This window comes from Bradyrhizobium sp. 33ap4, assembly GCF_032654765.1.
GTDB lineage: Bacteria > Pseudomonadota > Alphaproteobacteria > Rhizobiales > Xanthobacteraceae > Bradyrhizobium > Bradyrhizobium australafricanum.
Map to the genome: position 1 here is coordinate 1 of NZ_JAUMTJ010000050.1, position 16,092 is coordinate 16,092.

The 16,092-nt window shown below is 66.1% G+C and carries 13 protein-coding genes and 1 pseudogene; 6 read left to right on the forward strand and 8 right to left on the reverse strand.

The features are described from left to right. Positions 1-33: 33 nt before the first annotated feature. The 4 genes from Q2M23_RS31290 to Q2M23_RS31305 all read right to left on the reverse strand — a co-directional run bounded on the left by Q2M23_RS31290 (position 34) and on the right by Q2M23_RS31305 (position 3,101). Positions 34-714, reverse strand: coding sequence for an SDR family NAD(P)-dependent oxidoreductase (locus tag Q2M23_RS31290; RefSeq protein WP_316398102.1), 681 nt, complete (start codon positions 712-714; stop codon positions 34-36). A 163-nt stretch (positions 715-877) separates the two neighbouring features. Then, the gene (locus tag Q2M23_RS31295; RefSeq protein WP_316398103.1) at positions 878-1,732 is read right to left on the reverse strand and encodes an alpha/beta hydrolase; all 855 of its coding nucleotides are present in this window, start codon (positions 1,730-1,732) and stop codon (positions 878-880) included. A 40-nt stretch (positions 1,733-1,772) separates the two neighbouring features. Then, a complete protein-coding gene (locus Q2M23_RS31300; protein WP_253588761.1) occupies positions 1,773-2,372 on the reverse strand; it encodes a TMEM175 family protein in 600 nt (199 codons plus the stop codon). Between the two features lie 33 nt (positions 2,373-2,405). Continuing rightward, the gene (locus tag Q2M23_RS31305; protein ID WP_316398104.1) at positions 2,406-3,101 is read right to left on the reverse strand and encodes an alpha/beta hydrolase; all 696 of its coding nucleotides are present in this window, start codon (positions 3,099-3,101) and stop codon (positions 2,406-2,408) included. Between the two features lie 187 nt (positions 3,102-3,288). On the opposite strand from Q2M23_RS31305, the gene Q2M23_RS31310 reads away from it, so the two are divergent. From Q2M23_RS31310 to Q2M23_RS31325, 4 genes and pseudogenes are all read left to right on the forward strand, one after another. Then, positions 3,289-3,903, forward strand: a complete 615-nt coding sequence (locus tag Q2M23_RS31310; protein ID WP_316398133.1) for a CGNR zinc finger domain-containing protein — start codon at positions 3,289-3,291, stop codon at positions 3,901-3,903. An 86-nt stretch (positions 3,904-3,989) separates the two neighbouring features. Continuing rightward, complete coding sequence (locus Q2M23_RS31315) at positions 3,990-4,676, forward strand: haloacid dehalogenase type II (RefSeq protein WP_076827335.1); 687 nt, start codon at positions 3,990-3,992, stop codon at positions 4,674-4,676. Positions 4,677-4,854: 178 nt separating this feature from the next. After that, positions 4,855-5,202, forward strand: a complete 348-nt coding sequence (locus Q2M23_RS31320) for a hypothetical protein (RefSeq protein ID WP_057017701.1) — start codon at positions 4,855-4,857, stop codon at positions 5,200-5,202. A gap of 343 nt (positions 5,203-5,545) precedes the next feature. Then, positions 5,546-7,578 (forward strand): annotated as a pseudogene (locus Q2M23_RS31325) (DEAD/DEAH box helicase). 222 nt (positions 7,579-7,800) lie between these two features. Here the strand turns inward: Q2M23_RS31325 and Q2M23_RS31330 are convergent. Then, the gene (locus Q2M23_RS31330) at positions 7,801-9,294 is read right to left on the reverse strand and encodes a sensor domain-containing diguanylate cyclase (protein WP_229191450.1); all 1,494 of its coding nucleotides are present in this window, start codon (positions 9,292-9,294) and stop codon (positions 7,801-7,803) included. Between the two features lie 115 nt (positions 9,295-9,409). Between Q2M23_RS31330 and Q2M23_RS31335 the strand changes: the two genes are divergently transcribed. Continuing rightward, positions 9,410-9,688 (forward strand): hypothetical protein, encoded by a 279-nt coding sequence (locus Q2M23_RS31335; RefSeq protein WP_057017704.1) that lies wholly within the window; start codon positions 9,410-9,412, stop codon positions 9,686-9,688. A gap of 113 nt (positions 9,689-9,801) precedes the next feature. On the opposite strand, the gene Q2M23_RS31340 is transcribed toward Q2M23_RS31335, so the two are convergent. The 3 genes from Q2M23_RS31340 to metG form a co-directional block, all read right to left on the reverse strand. Beyond that, complete coding sequence (locus tag Q2M23_RS31340; protein WP_076827342.1) at positions 9,802-12,678, reverse strand: EAL domain-containing protein; 2,877 nt, start codon at positions 12,676-12,678, stop codon at positions 9,802-9,804. A gap of 120 nt (positions 12,679-12,798) precedes the next feature. Then, positions 12,799-13,797, reverse strand: coding sequence for an NAD(P)H-quinone oxidoreductase (locus Q2M23_RS31345; protein WP_316398105.1), 999 nt, complete (start codon positions 13,795-13,797; stop codon positions 12,799-12,801). A 69-nt stretch (positions 13,798-13,866) separates the two neighbouring features. Then, positions 13,867-15,546 carry a methionine--tRNA ligase gene (metG, locus tag Q2M23_RS31350; protein WP_316398106.1) on the reverse strand — a complete coding sequence of 560 codons (1,680 nt, stop codon included), beginning with the start codon at positions 15,544-15,546 and terminating at the stop codon, positions 13,867-13,869. Positions 15,547-15,819: 273 nt separating this feature from the next. On the opposite strand from metG, the gene Q2M23_RS31355 reads away from it, so the two are divergent. Continuing rightward, positions 15,820-16,011, forward strand: coding sequence for a DUF1192 domain-containing protein (locus Q2M23_RS31355; RefSeq protein WP_016845225.1), 192 nt, complete (start codon positions 15,820-15,822; stop codon positions 16,009-16,011). Positions 16,012-16,092: the final 81 nt, after the last annotated feature.

Genomic DNA, 16,092 nt, shown 5'->3' on the forward strand with positions numbered 1-16,092 from the left:
GCTCTCCCTCGAATCTTTGCAAATCCGATGGAATCACACCCCACTGAGATCACTCACCCATTTTTCAGTCAGGCTCTGAGGAGGCCGGCCTTGGCCGCGTCGACATCGAGCTGCCTTGCCCGCTGCGATCTTCTCCAGCATCGCGAGGCGTCGGCCGGTCATCACGGCGCCCGGGGACACGCAGTTCACCTGCACGCCGTCGTCGATGCCGCGCTCGGCGAAGGCTTTTGCAAGTGCCTCGATCGCGGCGTTGATCGTGCCCACCGCGGCGGCGCCGGCGCGGGGTAGCACGGCGGCATTGCCTGACGTGAAGATGACAGCGCCTTGCGACGCTTTCAGCGCGTCCCAGGCGCGGATCGTCAGCCGCCTCGCGCCGTGAAACTTGAGCGCGAGGCCGGCGTCCCATTGCTGGTCGGTCAGCTCGAACAGATCGAGCCCGGGCACTGAGCCTGCGACATTGACCAGCGCGTCGATGCGGCCGAAGCGATCCAGCGTGGCCTTGACGATTTCATCAGCGGCATCAGGCGCGGCGAGATCGAGCTCGAGCGCCAGCGGCGTGCTGCCGCGTCTTTCGATCTCCTGAGCGGCCTCGCGCAGCCTCTCGCCGCTGCGCGCGACGAGGACGATGGCGGAAAAATCCCGCGCGAGCCGCAGCGCGGCGGCGCGTCCGATGCCGGAGCTGGCGCCGGTCACGATGGCGACGGATGTAGTCATGTGTACTTCCTTGCAGTGGTCGGCGCGACTGAGTGGATGTGAGCCCGTCATTGCGAGGAGCGACAGCGACGAAGCAATCCATCCTTCCGTTGTGCGGAGCTATGGATTGCTTCGCTTCGCTCGCAAAGACGCGGATAGAGTTGTGGGTGCCGACATCCTTGAGTCAGCGGTTCAGGAACTCGCGGATAGCCTGCGCGATCTCGGCGGCGTGCGTTTCCAGCGCAAAGTGGCCGGTGTCGAAAAATTTGACGACCGCCTTCGGATTGTCGCGCTTGAACGCCTCGGCGCCCGGCGGCAGGAAGAACGGATCGTTCTTGCCCCACACCGCGAGGAACGGCGGCTTGTGGGTGCGGAAGTAAGTCTGGAAGGTGGGGTAGAGCGCGACGTTGCTCTTGTAGTCGCCGAACAGATCGAGCTGCACGTCGTGCGCGCCGGGCCGCGCCATGTAGTAGTTGTCGAGGTTCTGGCCGTCCGGCGACACCGTTTGCGGATCTGATGTGCCGTGGGTGTACTGCCAGCGCGTGGTCTCCGGCGTCAGGAACGCACGCAAGGCGTCGCGGTTCGCCGGCGAGGGATCCTGCCAATAGGCCTTGATCGGCGTCCAGCCGTCGCTGAGGCCTTCCTGATAGGCGTTGCCGTTCTGGGAGATGATCGCCGTGATCCGCTCCGGATGCTTGACCGCCAGGCGGAAGCCGGTCGGCGCGCCATAATCGAACACATAGACCGCGAAGCGATCGAAGCCGATCACCTCGGTAAAGCGATCGATGACGCCGGCGATGCTGTCGAAAGTGTAGTTGAACTTGTCGCGCGGCGGCATGTCCGACTGGCCGAAGCCGGGCAAATCCGGCGCCACGATGTGGAATTTGTCCGCGAGCTGCGGGATCAGATCGCGGAACATGTGGCCGGCGCTCGGGAAGCCGTGCAGCAGCAGCAGCTTTGGCGCGCCGGGCGAACCGGCTTCGCGATAGAAGATGTTAAAGCCGTCGACATCGGCAATGCGGTATTTGACCTGGGACATCTGTCACTCCTTGTGATCGTGCGTTGGTGAGTTCCGGGACTTAGGATTTGATTTGCTTCGCGAGCCCGCTGATCGCTTCGGGACGCAGATAGAGCAGCAGGGCGCAGCACACGGTGGCAAAGCCCAGCAGCTGCATGAACGGGGCGATGGCGGCGCCGGCCGCGAACACCAGCACGGCGAGCAAGGTGCGGCGCTGCGTCCATGTCCGCACGCGCTCGGAGATCAGGCTCTGGTCTGCCTGCGTCAGCACCGTGCGCTCGAAGGCGAGATAGGCGAGATCGATCAGCAGGAAGATGACTGCATAGACCACCACCGGCGCGGCGGCCATGTGCGATCGCGCGACCCATGCGGTGGCAAACGGCAGCAGTGAAACCGCGAACAGATGCACGAAGTTCAGCCAGATCAACCGCGGCGTCGGCTGCCGCACCAGATGCAGCAGATGGTGATGATTGACCCAGATCACCGCGATGAACAGATAGCTCGCGGCGTAGCTGATCGCGGTCGGCCATAGCGGCAGCAGGTCGGCGAACCGCGAGCCCTCCGGCGCCTTCAACTCGAGCACCATCACCGTGATGATGACGGCGATCACCGCATCGGAAAACGCGCCGAGCCGGTCGGCCGAGAGACGTTTCTCCTGCATGGCAGCTCTCCTGTCCGAAATCGTGGGAAGAGGTCAGTGCTCTGTAACGTTCTCGACTGCTTCCCGGATGATGTCGGTGACGAGCTTCGGCGCGGTGACGATCGGGGTATGGTCGACGGGGTGTGAGCGCACGGTCGCCTGCATCCGCGCCGCCATGCTGCGCTGGGTCTCGGGCGCGATCATCCGGTCGTCCTCGGCAACCAGGAACCAGCTCGGGACGTCCTTCCACAGGGGGCGGCCGACCGGGACGGTGATGCAGGCCGGCGAGATCGGCCGCTGCACCGCGGCGAGCACCGCGAGGTCCTCGGACCGCGCGCCTTGCGCAAAGGCCGCTGCGAAAGCGGACTCTGGGAGCCAGATCAGGCCATTGGCGTCGGGCGCGAGCTTCGGCGCGAACGGATGCGGCGGCAGCCGGTAGAATACGTCGGCGACCGTCTCGCTTTCATCCGGCGCCAGCGCCGCGACATAGACCAGCGCCTTGGCGCGCGGCGAGCGGGTCTCGGCAATCACGGCGCCGGCATAGGCATGGCCAACCAGCACCACCGGGCCCGCGACGCGGTCCAGAGTGCGGTTCAGCGCGGCGACGTCGTCGGCGAGCGAGGTGAGGGGCAGCGGCGCCGCCACCGCTGTAATGCCCTCGGCGTCGAGCGCCGTGATCACCCGCGCCCAGCTCGAGCCGTCGGCCCACGCGCCATGCGCAAGCACCACGCTGACATCCTTGTTCGACATTGTCCGCTCCCTCGTTTCAGGTCTGTTTTGGCGGTAACCTCTAAAATACTGTTTGCCAGGTTATCGCGCTTATGGTCCAGGACACGTAACTTGTCAAATGAATTTTATCAGGTTACTATTTCCGTGACTGAGGAAGCCGTCAGAAAGCCGCCAGGAGGTCGCCACCGTGCAATCCCATCCGCCCGCGATGTTCATCGCAGACAGCCTGGGCATCGATTTCATCAATTCGATTGCGACCCCGGTCGATACGCCGGTCGACTGGATCGGCGATGGCGACGGCCTGCTGCGCTGGCTCGCGCAGGCGCAGCTGGTGCCGCCCGATGTGCTCGACGAGCTCAAGGCGTGCGCGACGCCGGGCGAGCTCGACGACGTCGCCGGTCAGGCCCGCGATTTGCGCGAGTGGTTCCGCGGCTTCGTGCGCAAGCATATGGGCCGGCCGCTGGCGCCGCGTGCGCTCAAGGAGATCGAGCCGCTGAACCGGCTGCTGGAAAGCGATCAGGCGTTCAGCCGGATCGTGGCGCATCGCCACAAGGACGGCGATGGCGGCCATGACGGTTTCGCGCTGGAGCGGACGCGGCGCTGGCGTTCGGCCGAAACATTGCTGCTGCCGATCGGGGAAGCGATGGCCAGGGTCGTCTGCGAGGAAAGCTTCTCCGACATCAAGGCGTGCGAGGGCCCGGCCTGCACGCTGATGTTTGCCGACCACACGCGGGCGCGGGCGCGCCGATGGTGCAGCATGGCGATCTGCGGCAACCGCGCCAAGCAGGCCGCGCACCGCAGCCGGATGAAGGACAGGGGCTGAGACCACCAAAGCATGATCCGGAAAAGTGCGTAGCGGTTTTCCGAAAAGATCATGCTCAAAACAAAGACCAACAGGAGCCCAACAAAATGGCGGCACTTCCCCTGATCGTGTTCGACGTCAACGAAACCCTGCTCGACCTCGAGACCATGGAGCCGGTGTTCGCGCGCATCTTCAACGACAGGAGCGCGATGCGGCTGTGGTTCGCGAACTTCATCATGTACTCGGCCTCGCTCACTGTCGCGGGGTGCTACGTGCCGTTCACCGATATCGGCGCCGCGGTCATGAAGATGCTGGCCGACACCCGCGGCATCAGGATCGACGATGCCGACAAGCAGGAGCTGACCGAGAAATTCTCCACCATGCCGCCGCACGGCGAAGTGCCCGGCGCGCTGCGCAGGCTGCGCGCGGCGGGTTTCCGCCTGTTCACGCTGACCGACAATCTGCTCGAGGTGCAGACCCGGCAGCTGACCCATGGCGGCATCGTCGATCTGTTCGAGCGGCGCTTCTCCGCCGACGGCGTCAAGCATCACAAGCCGTCGCGGCAGGCCTATGGCTATGTCGAGAAGGAGCTCGGGGCAAAGCCCTCGGAGTTCTGCCTGATCGCCTGCCACACCTGGGACACGCTGGGCGCGGTCGCGGCCGGCTGGGAGGCCGCGCTGATCAAGCGTCCCGGCAACGATGTCCTCGGCGTCGGCCCGCAGCCGCAGGTCGTCGGCAATGATCTCGACGATGTCGCCGGTCAGCTGATCCGCCGCTACGGCGCCAAAGGGTAACGACGCCTGACGGATTCCCGCGCAGAGAAGAGGGCAAAACGCCCCTCCAGGCCCGATCGCTCGGAAGCGCATAAAACCGGAATGAAATCCATAGCGGTTCTCAACCATGCCCCTTGAGCTTTCCTCAACTTCCGCGGCCGATGCTGCATCCGCCGCAGGGATCGAAGGAGCTCACAGCATGCCGGCCAAGGGACGAGCGACCGCCACCAACGCCACCGCGCAAGGGCGCGAGGACATCCTCAACGCGCGCGCCATCAGCACGCTGGGCGCCGGCGTCGTCAGCGCGATGAGCGCGGTCGGCGCCGCCGTCATCAAGAAGAACAAGCCGGCACTCGGCAAGAACGCGGACTGGTTCTGGCACCTGTTCGCGAAATGCGAGGCCAGGGCCGCGCGCATCGCCGAGCAGGCCGCGCGCGATCCGGAGGCCTGCGGCGATGCCACCTTCATCGAGGTCTATGCCGCGCAATTGCCGAAGCTGATGACAGCGGCGCTCGAGAGCCACGAGAAGGCGCTCAAGGCGAAGTGATGCGGCGTCCAGAGAGTCCCGCAACGGTGCTTGCCCCGTTCTCGTTCCTCTTGACCTCTCAAATGCGCCAAGGCGGCAAAGTAGCGGCGGCTGTCGCCGACCGGACGGTCTTGCAGGTTAGGCGAAGCCGTCACCCGCCATCGCGCTGACCAGCCCTACGGCCCGGATCGGGCAGGCCGCCTGATCCGGGCGCCAACTTTTCTGCGACGGGGGCATGGCGATTTGGCGCTTCTTGGCGTAAAGCACCCCAAATCGTCATGCGGCTGTGCCGCCTGCCGGGTACGCAGCTCCAGGTCGTCGCGCTCGACGTTCTGCGCCCGGACCAATCAAGGTTTCCCATCTCGTGCCCTTTCCGACCACAAGTTCGCCGCTCGCCCGCGCCTTGGCTGAGCGCAACTACGATCAACCGACCCCGGTCCAGCTCGCCGTGCTCGCGGACGACGCTGTGGACCGCGATCTCCTGGTTTCGGCCCAGACCGGCTCGGGCAAGACCGTTGCCTATGGCCTAGCCATGGCAAAGGACCTGCTCGACGGCGCCGAGCGGTTCGAGCCGGCTGCCGCCCCGCTGGCCCTGATCGTCGCGCCGACCCGCGAGCTCGCCTTGCAGGTCCAGCGCGAGCTTGCTTGGCTTTATGAACACGCCGACGGCCGCGTCGTCTCCTGTGTCGGCGGCATGGACCCGCGCCGCGAGCAGCGCGAGCTTGCCAGGGCGCCCACATCGTGGTCGGGACGCCCGGCCGGTTGTGCGACCATTTGCGGCGCAGCCGTCTCGACATTTCGGAACTCAAGGTCGTCGTGCTCGACGAGGCCGATGAAATGCTCAATCTCGGTTTCCGCGAGGATATGGAATTCATCCTCGAGACCACGCCGGACACCCGCCGCACCTTGCTGTTCTCGGCGACGTTTCCGCGCGGCATCGTCGCGCTTGCCAAGCAGTATCAGGAGCAGGCGTTCCGGATCGAGGTCGCGGGTGACGAAGGCGGCCATGCCGATATCGAGTACCGCGCCATCCGGGTGGCCGCCGACGATGTCGAGCACGCCGTCGTCAACGTGCTGCGTTTCCATGAGGCGCCGAGCGCGCTGGTGTTTTGCAACACGCGTGAGGCCGTCAGGCATTTGCAGGCGGCGCTGCTCGAGCGCGGGTTCTCCGTCGCCGCGCTGTCGGGCGAAATGACCCAGAACGAGCGGACCCAGGCGCTGCAGGCGTTGCGCGACGGACGGTCGCGGGTTTGCGTCGCGACCGACGTCGCGGCGCGCGGCATCGACCTGCCGAGCCTCGATCTCGTCATTCACGCGGATCTGCCGAAAGATCCGGAGGTCATGCAGCATCGCTCGGGCCGCACCGGCCGCGCCGGCCGCAAGGGTGTCAGCATCCTGCTGGTGCCGCCGGCACGGCGGCGGCGCGCCGAATTGCTGCTCGACCTCGCCGGCATCGATGTGGTCTGGGGCTCCGCGCCGCAGGCGGAGGAGATCCGCAAGCTCGACCATGATCGCCTGCTGCAGGATGCAGTGTTCTCCGAAGAGGCGACGTCAGATGATCTGGCGCTGGCGCAGGCCTTGCTCGCCGAACGCGCGCCCGAGGCGATTGCCGCAGCGCTCGCCCGGCTTTACCGTGCGCGGCTGCCTGCGCCCGAAGACATTCTCGATCCCGGCGAGGGACGCGGTCGGGACCGCGACGATCGTCGCGGCGAGCGCGCCTCGCGCCGCGATGATCGTGCCGCCGGGCCGCGATCGAAGACCGGCAAGTCCTCCGCGCGTCACGGCATGGAGGAGGCGACCGTCTGGTTCCGCGCCGCGATCGGACGCCGGAAGAGCGCCGAAGCCCGCTGGCTGCTGCCGATGATCTGCCGCCGTGGCGGCATCGACAAGCGCGACATCGGCGCGATCAAGATCATGGATACGAGCACCGAATTCGAGATCGCCGCGCGGGTCGCGGATTCCTTCGCGGTCAAGATCAAGCGTCCGGACAAGGAAGACAGCATCCGCATCGAGCCGCTGGCGGGCGCGCCGCAGGGAGAGGTGCGCGAGAAGCCGGCGCGCAAGCCCTGGCGCGGTGATGACGACGGCGGATACGGCGCGCCGCGCGCCGAGGGTGCAGGAAAGCGGCGCGGCACGCCGGACCGCGAGGCCAGAGCGTTTTCGAGCGAAGGCGCGAGCGGTTCGCGTCAGGAATACGCGTCAAAGAAGGAATCCAGGGACTCGTTCCGATCCGATTGGGACGGAAAAGGCTTCAGGCCGAAATCCGGCGAGGAGCCGCGGCTCGGAAAGAAAAAGAAGCATCCGGGCAAGTCCAGCCACGCCGGACCCACGCAGTGGCCGGATGTGTCGGCGAAACCGAAGTTCGGCAAGAAGCCGAAGAAGAAGCGGCGGGGCTGAGTTGGCGTGCGGATGTGTGAGTCACAAGCCGTGCCACATCCTCACCGTCGTCCCGGCGAAGGCCGGGACCCATTACCCCGAATGCTCATTGTTGCCTAACGCTGGAGCCGCAGCTCGCTTCGACAACGAACGCCTGTGGTTATGGGTCCCGGCCTTCGCCGGGACGACGATGCGGAGAGGGCTTCGCGTCTAACTGATTGCTTGTGACGCCCGCTTGGCCCCTCACGCCACCAGCGCGATCTTCGGCACGGTTGCGAGCACCGACTGGTTGCGGCCGTTGGCCTTGGCGGCGTAGAGCGCCTTGTCGGCGGCCTCGATCAGATCGGACCATTGCTGGCCCGCGGTCGGCCGCATGCTGGCGACGCCGATGCTGACTGTCGTGATCAGTTCGCCCGCGCACCATTGCTGGACCTTGCGGCGGATGGTCTCGGCCAGGTTGAAGGCCTCGAGCGCGGTCATGTTGGGCAGCAGCACGGCGAACTCCTCGCCGCCGAAGCGCGCCGGGCAATCGCCGGCGCGGCGCACCGCGTCCGAAATGCAGATCGCGATCCCGACCAGCACCTGGTCGCCGGCCTGATGCCCATAGGTGTCGTTGTAGGCCTTGAAATGATCGGCATCGATCATCAAGAGCGCGACCGGCTGGCCGTAGCGGCCGGCACGGCGCCATTCGCGCTCGATCTCGCCGTCGAACTTGCGCCGGTTCTTCAGGCCGGTGAGGGCGTCGGTGGTCGCCATCTCCTCGAGCTTGTCCTCGGCGTCGGCGCGGCGGACGATCTCGCGGGCGAGCACCAGCGTTGCGCTGAGCACGAACAGGATCAGAAACGCCATGATCGCGCCGATGCGAATGGCCTCGGTGCGCCAGAGGTTGAAGACGGCTTCGAGCGGCTTGCCGACCACCACGTAAAGCGGCCCGGAGCTGCTGCGCCTGACATAGAGCCGCGGTATGTCGTCGACCGGGCCCTTGCCGGAGAAGGCGCCGCCCACCTTCAGGTTCTCGGCCTTCCAGTCGAGCTGCTCCGCGAGGTTCTTGCCGATCACGTCGAGATCGAACGGCGTCCGCATGATGATGGTGCGGTCGTTGCGCAGCACGGTGATGGTGTCGCCCGGCATGAGGTTCAGCCGCCCGAACAGATCGTGGAAATAGCTGAAGCGGATCGAGCCGACCACGACGCCGAGGAAGCGGCCCTCGTCGTCGACGATGCGCCGGCTCAGCACGATGGCGTAGGCGCCGCGATGCAGCATCGGCCGGCTGATGTAAAGCCCGGCATCGGGATTGTCGCGCTGGACCGTGAAATACTCCTCGTCGCTGCGGTTCTCCGGCCGTGGATCGAGGCTCGCCGCGTCGATGGTCAAATTGCCCTTGGTGTCGAACACCTGGATCGCGCCGAAATGTTTTGCGGTCGCGGCGTGATCGAACAGGATCAGCTGGCGCAGTTCCTTGCTGATATTGCGGATCTCCGGCATCTCGAGATTGCTGGCGACCGCGCGCAGCGACAGGTCGTAGAGCTCGATGTTGCGGCTGATGTCGGCCTCGATCCCCGACGCCAGATTCTCCAGGGTGCGGCGGGCCAGTTCCTCCTCGCCGCGGCGCATGTCGAACATCACGCCGGCGCAGACCGCGGAGAAGCCGAGGACAGTCGCAATCGACGCCGCGATCAGCAGCTTTGCCGATAGTCGCCAGCGCCGCCTTGCGTCGTTTCCCCGTCGAAATGACATGTCCCGCTCCAATGCGCCGTCATGCAACGGGAAATCTTGTTGTCGCCTTAAATGGCGACAGCAGCGGCCGAATGGGTTAACGGGTGGTTGCCGGACTTTTGTCATCGAGGACGTTGTGAACGACTACGACGCACTGCGGGATTATCTGAAGAAGCAGCATCTGCCCGAATTCGTGCTGACCTTCGAGGAGATCGAGGCGATCATCGATGCGGCGCTGCCGCGCGCCGCGCACCGGGCCTCGTGGTGGGAGACGTTGCGCAGCCCGCAGGAGAAGATGCCGCAGCGCGAGGCCTGCCTCGAGGCCGGCTACATCGCCACCCGCCAGGCCGACGGCAAGAGCGTCAGGTTCAAGCGCATGCCTAACCGTCGTCCCGGCGAACGCCGGGACCCATAACCACAGGGCGTTGTTGTTACGAAGGCAACCGGCCCCAGCGCGTCATGGATGGGCCGCGGCGTATGGGTCCCGGCTCCCGTGCGCAATTGCGCACGAGGCCGGGACGACAAGAGTTAGCTCGCGGCTTCCAGCCGTTCCTCGGTGAGCAGCCGGGTCGCCGCATCGGCGTCCATCGGCTCTCCGAAGGCAAAGCCCTGGGCGTATTCGCAGCCGAGCTGGTAGAGCTCGACGGCATCCGAATCCGTCTCGGCGCCTTCCGCCACCACCTCCATCCCGAGATCGTGCGCCAGCGCGATGATCGATTTCAGGATCACCGGGCGGGTTCCGCGGCTGGTGGTGCGGACGAAGGACTGGTCGATCTTGATGGTGTCGAACGGGAAGCGCTGCAGATAGGACAGCGAGGAGTGGCCGGTGCCGAAATCGTCGAGTGACAGCCCGGTGCCGAGCTCGCGGATCCGCGCCAGCATCTGGGCGGCGTGCTCCGGATTCTCCATGACCAGCGATTCCGTCAGCTCCAGCTTCAGCGTGCCGCGCGCCACCGAGGAGCGCGACAGCACGGTGCGGATATCGTGGATCAGATCGTGGCGCAGCAGCTGCCGCGACGACACGTTGACCGACGCGAAGATCGGCTCGCGGGCGCGCATCGCGCGCTGCCACACCGCGAGCTGCCGCGCGGTCTGGTCCATCACGAACATGCCGAGATCGACGATCAGGCCGGTCTCCTCGGCGACGTTGATGAACTCCGACGGTGACATCCGGCCGAGCTTGGGATGGTCCCAGCGCGCCAGCGCCTCGAAGCCGGCGATCGCGCGATCCTCCAGCCGCACGATCGGCTGGTACAGGATCGTGATCTCCTGCCGCTCGATGGCGCGGCGCAGGTCGCTCTCCAGCGTCAGGCGGTCGGTCTTGCGCGCCCGCATCGCCGGCTTGTAGACGTCGATGCGGTCGCCGCCGATCCGCTTGGAATGATACATCGCAAGCTCGGCGTCCTTGATGATCTCGTCGGTCAGCGGTGCCGCCGGGTCGGACAGCGCAAGCCCGATCGAGGCGGTCAGGAAGATCTCGCGGTCGTTGAACGCGATCGGGGCGCGGATGGTCTTGCGGATGGTCTCGGCGAAATTGGTGATCCGTGCCGGGTCCTGCTCCGACAGCAGGATCAGGCCGAACTGGTCGCCGGCCATGCGGGCCAGCGTGTCCTGCGGCTTGAGGATGCGGGTCAGCCGCCGCGCCAGCGTCAGCAAAATGGAATCGCCGACCGCGATCCCGACGGAATCGTTGACCTGCTTGAAGCGGTCGAGGTCGATCACCATCAAGGTCGGCCGCAGGTTCGGCATGGTCTTGGCGAGATTCGCCACTGCGCCGAGGCGGTCCATGAACAGCCGGCGGTTCGGCAGGCCGGTCAGGTTGTCATGGACGGAGTCATGAAGCATCCGCTCTTCGGAGTTCTTGAACTCGGTGACGTCGGTGAGCGTGCCGACCACGCGCGAGACCTCGCCGTCGGAGCCGACCACCGGCCGCGCCTTGAGCGCGAACCACATGAAGTGGCCGTCGGGCGTGCGCAGCCGGAAATCCTGCACCAGGCGGCCGCGGCGCTGGTCGAGCACGCTGTCGAGCGCGGCGCGGAAGCGGTCCTGGTCGAGCGGGTGCAGCACCTCGAGCCATTTCGCCGCCGGGCCTTCCAGCGTGCCGCGCTTGAGGCCGAGCAGGGCCTCGGTCTCGGGACTGGTGAACACCTTGTCGGCTGACACGTCCCAATCCCAGATCAAGTCGCCGGAGCCGGTCAGCGCCAGCGCGCGGCGCTCGACATCGGAGACGACGCCGGTGGTGGCGCCGCCGCCGGCGAAGGCGTGCTGCATCACCGTGAATCCGATCAGCATCACGATCAGCACCAGGCCGCCGAGCAGCGCCGGGCCGACGATGTCGTTGGTGACGGAGCCGGCGACCGTCATGCCGGCCGCGACCACCCAGACCACCAGCAGGAACCAGGTCGGGATCAGCAGCACCGCGCGGTCGAAGCCGTGGGTCGAGAGATAGACGATCAGCGCGAAGCCGGCGAAGGCGATCATCACCAGCGACATGCGCGCGATGCCGGAGGCGACCGCGGGATCGAACAGCGCCAGCGCGACCAGCGAGCCGAGGAAGACCAGCCAGCCGATCGTGATGTGCGAGTAGCGGACGTGCCATCTGCTCAAATTCAGATAGGCGAACAGGAACACCAGCAGTGTCGCAGCGAGGATCGCCTCGCCCGCCGCGCGCCAGACGCGCTCGGCGTTGTTCGACATGTCGAGCACCTTGCCCCAGAAGCCGAAGTCGACGCCGATATAGACCAGCACCGCCCAGGCCAGCGCCGCGGCGGCCGGGAACATGATGCTGCCCTTGACCACAAACAAGATCGTGAGCACGAGCGCGAGCAGGCCCGAGATGCCGATCACGATGCCCTGGTACAGCGTGAACGAATTGACCTTGTCCTTGTAGGCGTCGGGTTCCCACAGATAGAGCTGCGGCAGCTTGTCGGTGCGCAGTTCCGCGACATAGGTGACGACGGCGCCGGGATCGAGCGTGATGCGGAACACGTCGGCGGTCGGGCTCTCCTGCCGCTCGGGACGATCGCCGACCGACGGAGTGATGGTGGCGATGCGCGACAGGCCGAGGTCGGGCCACAGCAGGCCGGACGACACGATGCGGTAGTGCGGCGCAACGATCAGGCGGTCGAGCTGGTCGTCGGTGTTGTTGGCGAGCGCGAACACCACCCAGTTCTGGCCGCCTTCGCGGGCGCGAACCTCGATGCGGCGCACGATGCCGTCGGTTCCGGGGGCGGTGGAGACCTGGATGCGGTCGGCTTCACTGCGCTGATGGTCGAGAACCGCCGTCAAATCGATCGCCGGCGCATCGCTGCGCACGCTGACCGCGTCGATCGCATACGCGGCAGGCGCGGCGGCAAACATCATGAGGCCCAGCGCGAGCAGCGCAAGGCACCTGATCAGACGCAATGTCAGTACTCCGCGATCGACAAACTGACCGGACCCGGCGACCGGCCCGGCGGTGGCGCGATAAATGACACGAAAGCGAAGGGAATCAAAGGGTTTCCGCCCCTGCTTCCGTCGCGAGGGTTAAACCACCAACACAATTTTGCCAATATGTTCGCTGGTCTCCATGCGCCGGTGCGCGTCGGCGGCCTTTTCCAGCGGGAATGTGCTGTCCATCAGCGGTTTGACGCGGCCTTCGCGCAGCAAGGGCAGCACCTTCGCCTCGATCGCCGCGACCATCGCCGCCTTGTCCGCATTACTACGGGGGCGCAGGGTCGACCCGGTGTGGTGGAGCCGCTTGACCATCAGCTTGGCGAAATTGGCCGTGGCCTTCGGTGTTCCCGACAGGAACGCGATCTGGACGATGCGGCCCTCGACCGCGGCGGCGTCATAGTTCCGGTCGATATAATCGCCGCCCACCATGTCGAGGATGACATTGGCGCCGTTGCCGCCGGTGGCCTTCTTCACCGCCTCGACGAAATCCTCGGTCTTGTAATTGACCGCGTGATCGGCGCCGAGCTTGAGGCAGGCATCGGCCTTGTTCTGCGAGCCGACGGTGACGATCACCTTGGCGCCGAACGCCTTGGCAAGCTGGATCGCCATCGTGCCGATACCGGACGAGCCGCCGTGGATCAGCAGCGTCTCCCCGGCCTGCAGCGCGCCGCGCTCGAACACATTGTGCCACACCGTCATCAGCGTTTCCGGAATCGCGCCGGCTTCCTGCATCGACAGCGAGGGCGGCACGGTCATCGCCTGCGCGTCCTGCGCGATGCAATATTGCGCGTAGCCGCCGCCGGCGACCAGCGACATCACCTTGTCGCCGATCTTGTGCTTTGCGCCTTCGCCGAGCGCGACCACTTCGCCCGCGATTTCGAGGCCGGGCAGGTCGCTGGCGCCGGGCGGCGGCGGATAGGAGCCGGAGCGCTGCGCGACGTCGGGACGATTGACGCCGGCGGCCGCGACCTTGACCAAAATCTCGCCGGCCTTCGGCACCGGCACCGCGCGGGTCTCCGGCACCAGCACCTCAGGGCCACCCGGCTTGCTGATGGCAACGACGGTCATTTGCGCGGGCAGATTTGGCATGGCTGGTCCCTGGTCAGTGGAGAGGATCGGCGGATGGCATACCGCCTTTTCCACCGAAGCGAAACGCCATTAAAGCCCGAACTGCGTCGTGAGCTGGTCGGCTCTCTCAGGCGTGATTTTCTCGACCAGCGGCCCGAGCCTAGCGACCGGCGTGCCCGCGCCGCGATCCAGCAGCGGGAGGAGTGGGCCAGTGGGCCAGCGCGGGATCACATCGTCGCAACTGAGCGCGCCAAGTACGCGCGCCGCGAGATCAGGCACGATGCTCCACGCCAGCGTGGCGCTGAGCGCGACAAGATTGAGCCCGGTGCGGGTGATGACTGCCGCGCGTGCCGGATCGGACTTGATCGCCGTCCAGGGTGCTGCGTGCTGCAGATAAGCGTTCGCGGTGTCCCAGATCGCGCGGGTCGTGGCTGCCGCTGCGCGAAATTCCAGCGCCGTGTGATGGCGGTGCAGCGCTGCGATGCGCTGCTCCAGTTCAAGCGCGAGTTGGCGCTCGGCATCGCCGGGAGCGCCACCATCCGGGATGCGGCCGTCGAAGGCGCGATGCGCGAAGCTGATGATGCGGTTGGCGAGATTGCCGAAGATATCGGCGAGATCCTTGTTCACGTCGGCGACGAATCTGGCGACGCCAAAATCGGTGTCGGCGCTCTCCGGCGCGTTGGCGATCAGCCACCAGCGCCAGAGATCGGCGGGCAATTCCGCCAGCGCCGCATCGGTGAAGATGCCGCGCTTCCTGCTGGTCGAGAACTTGCCGCCCTCGTAATTCAGCCAGTGGAATCCCTTGATCACATCGGCGGTCTTCCACGGTTCGCCGGAGCCGATCAGCGTCGCCGGAAAGCTCACGGTGTGGAACGGGATGTTGTCCTTGCCGAGAAATTGGATGTAGCTGACGTCATCGGCCTGCCACCACCATTGCCGCCAGTCGCGGCCTGGCGCGGCGTCGGCCCATTCCTGCGTCGCCGCGATGTAGCCGATCGGCGCGTCGAACCAGACATAGAACACCTTGCCGTCGAAGCCGTCGCGCGGCACCGCGATGCCCCAGGCGAGATCGCGCGTGATGCAGCGGTCGCGCAGCTCGGCATTGAGCCAGCCCTTCGCGGTCGACACCACGAAGGGCGGCCATCCGGTGCGGCTGTCGATCCATGCGCCGATGCTGTCGACCAGCTGCGACTGGCGCAGATACAGATGACGGCTGTCGCGGATCTCGAGCGCGCGGTTGCCGGATAGCGCCGAGCGGGGATCGATGAGGTCCGGCGGGTCGAGCAGCGTGCCGCAATGGTCGCATTGATCGCCGCGCGCGCCGGCGTCGCCGCAATGCGGACAGGTGCCGAGCACGTAGCGGTCTGGCAGGAAGCGCCGGTCGGCCGGCGAGAACACCTGTCGGGAGGTGCGTGCTTCGATCAGCCCGGCGTCATCGAGCCGGCGATAGAAGTGCTGAGTCAGCGCATGGTTGTGCGGCGAGCTGGTGCGGCCGAAATGATCGAAGGACAGGCCGAAGCGCCGATAGATGTCGGCCTGGACGGCGTGCTGTGCGTCGCAGAACGCCCGGACATCCTGTCCGGCCTCGATGGCGCCGAGCTCGGCCGGTGTGCCGTGCTCGTCGGTCGCGCAGATGAAGAGCACGTCGCAGCCGGTCTGCCGGCGGAAGCGGGCGTGGACGTCGGCGGGCAGCAGCGAGCCGACGAGATTGCCGAGATGCTTGACGCCGTTGACGTAGGGCAGCGCGCTGGTGATGAGAATCTTGGTCATGGATTAAGGTCTTTCGCGTTCGGTGATGCCGACCCCGCAAGAATCAAAGCGGAAAATCAAAAAGCCCTCCCGCGTGACCGGAAGGGCTTGGGGTCGGCTCATGCCTCGCGCGCAGGCGCGCAACTATCCCGTCCGGTCAGACTCCTTGCGGTCGGGCCGGGGCATTCGCGTCAGATGTTGCGCGCACACGAAAGTCACTGCAAAATTCTCCTCTGGACGGATATCTATCATCGCTGGACGCAGGACGCCAGATCAGCATCGCGGGGAAGACACATGCCGATTGAGGATGAGGACCGGCCGCGGAAGAAAATCAGCCATGAGATCGGCCAGGATCTCTCGCTGCTGTCGGTCGAGGAGTTGACGGAGCGCATCGCGCTGCTCAACGCCGAAGTCGATCGCCTGAAAGAGGCGATGACGAAGAAGCGCGCGTCGAAGGACGCCGCCAACGCGTTCTTCAAGTCGTAGCGCTGCGCCATCATTTCTGTCGTAGCCCGGATGAAGCGAAGCGCAATCCGGGAGCCGCGCTATCCGCGGATGGACCGTTCC

Coding starts and splice junctions, on each gene's coding strand:
- Q2M23_RS31295 (WP_316398103.1), bottom strand. CDS start 1,732: ATGTCCCAGGTCAAATACCGCATTGCCGATGTCGACGGCTTTAACATC.
- Q2M23_RS31315 (WP_076827335.1), top strand. CDS start 3,990: ATGGCGGCACTTCCCCTGATCGTGTTCGACGTCAACGAAACCCTGCTC.
- Q2M23_RS31290 (WP_316398102.1), bottom strand. CDS start 714: ATGACTACATCCGTCGCCATCGTGACCGGCGCCAGCTCCGGCATCGGA.
- Q2M23_RS31345 (WP_316398105.1), bottom strand. CDS start 13,797: ATGCCAAATCTGCCCGCGCAAATGACCGTCGTTGCCATCAGCAAGCCG.
- Q2M23_RS31300 (WP_253588761.1), bottom strand. CDS start 2,372: ATGCAGGAGAAACGTCTCTCGGCCGACCGGCTCGGCGCGTTTTCCGAT.
- Q2M23_RS31305 (WP_316398104.1), bottom strand. CDS start 3,101: ATGTCGAACAAGGATGTCAGCGTGGTGCTTGCGCATGGCGCGTGGGCC.
- Q2M23_RS31330 (WP_229191450.1), bottom strand. CDS start 9,294: ATGTCATTTCGACGGGGAAACGACGCAAGGCGGCGCTGGCGACTATCG.
- Q2M23_RS31355 (WP_016845225.1), top strand. CDS start 15,820: ATGCCGATTGAGGATGAGGACCGGCCGCGGAAGAAAATCAGCCATGAG.
- Q2M23_RS31320 (WP_057017701.1), top strand. CDS start 4,855: ATGCCGGCCAAGGGACGAGCGACCGCCACCAACGCCACCGCGCAAGGG.
- metG (WP_316398106.1), bottom strand. CDS start 15,546: ATGACCAAGATTCTCATCACCAGCGCGCTGCCCTACGTCAACGGCGTC.
- Q2M23_RS31310 (WP_316398133.1), top strand. CDS start 3,289: ATGTTCATCGCAGACAGCCTGGGCATCGATTTCATCAATTCGATTGCG.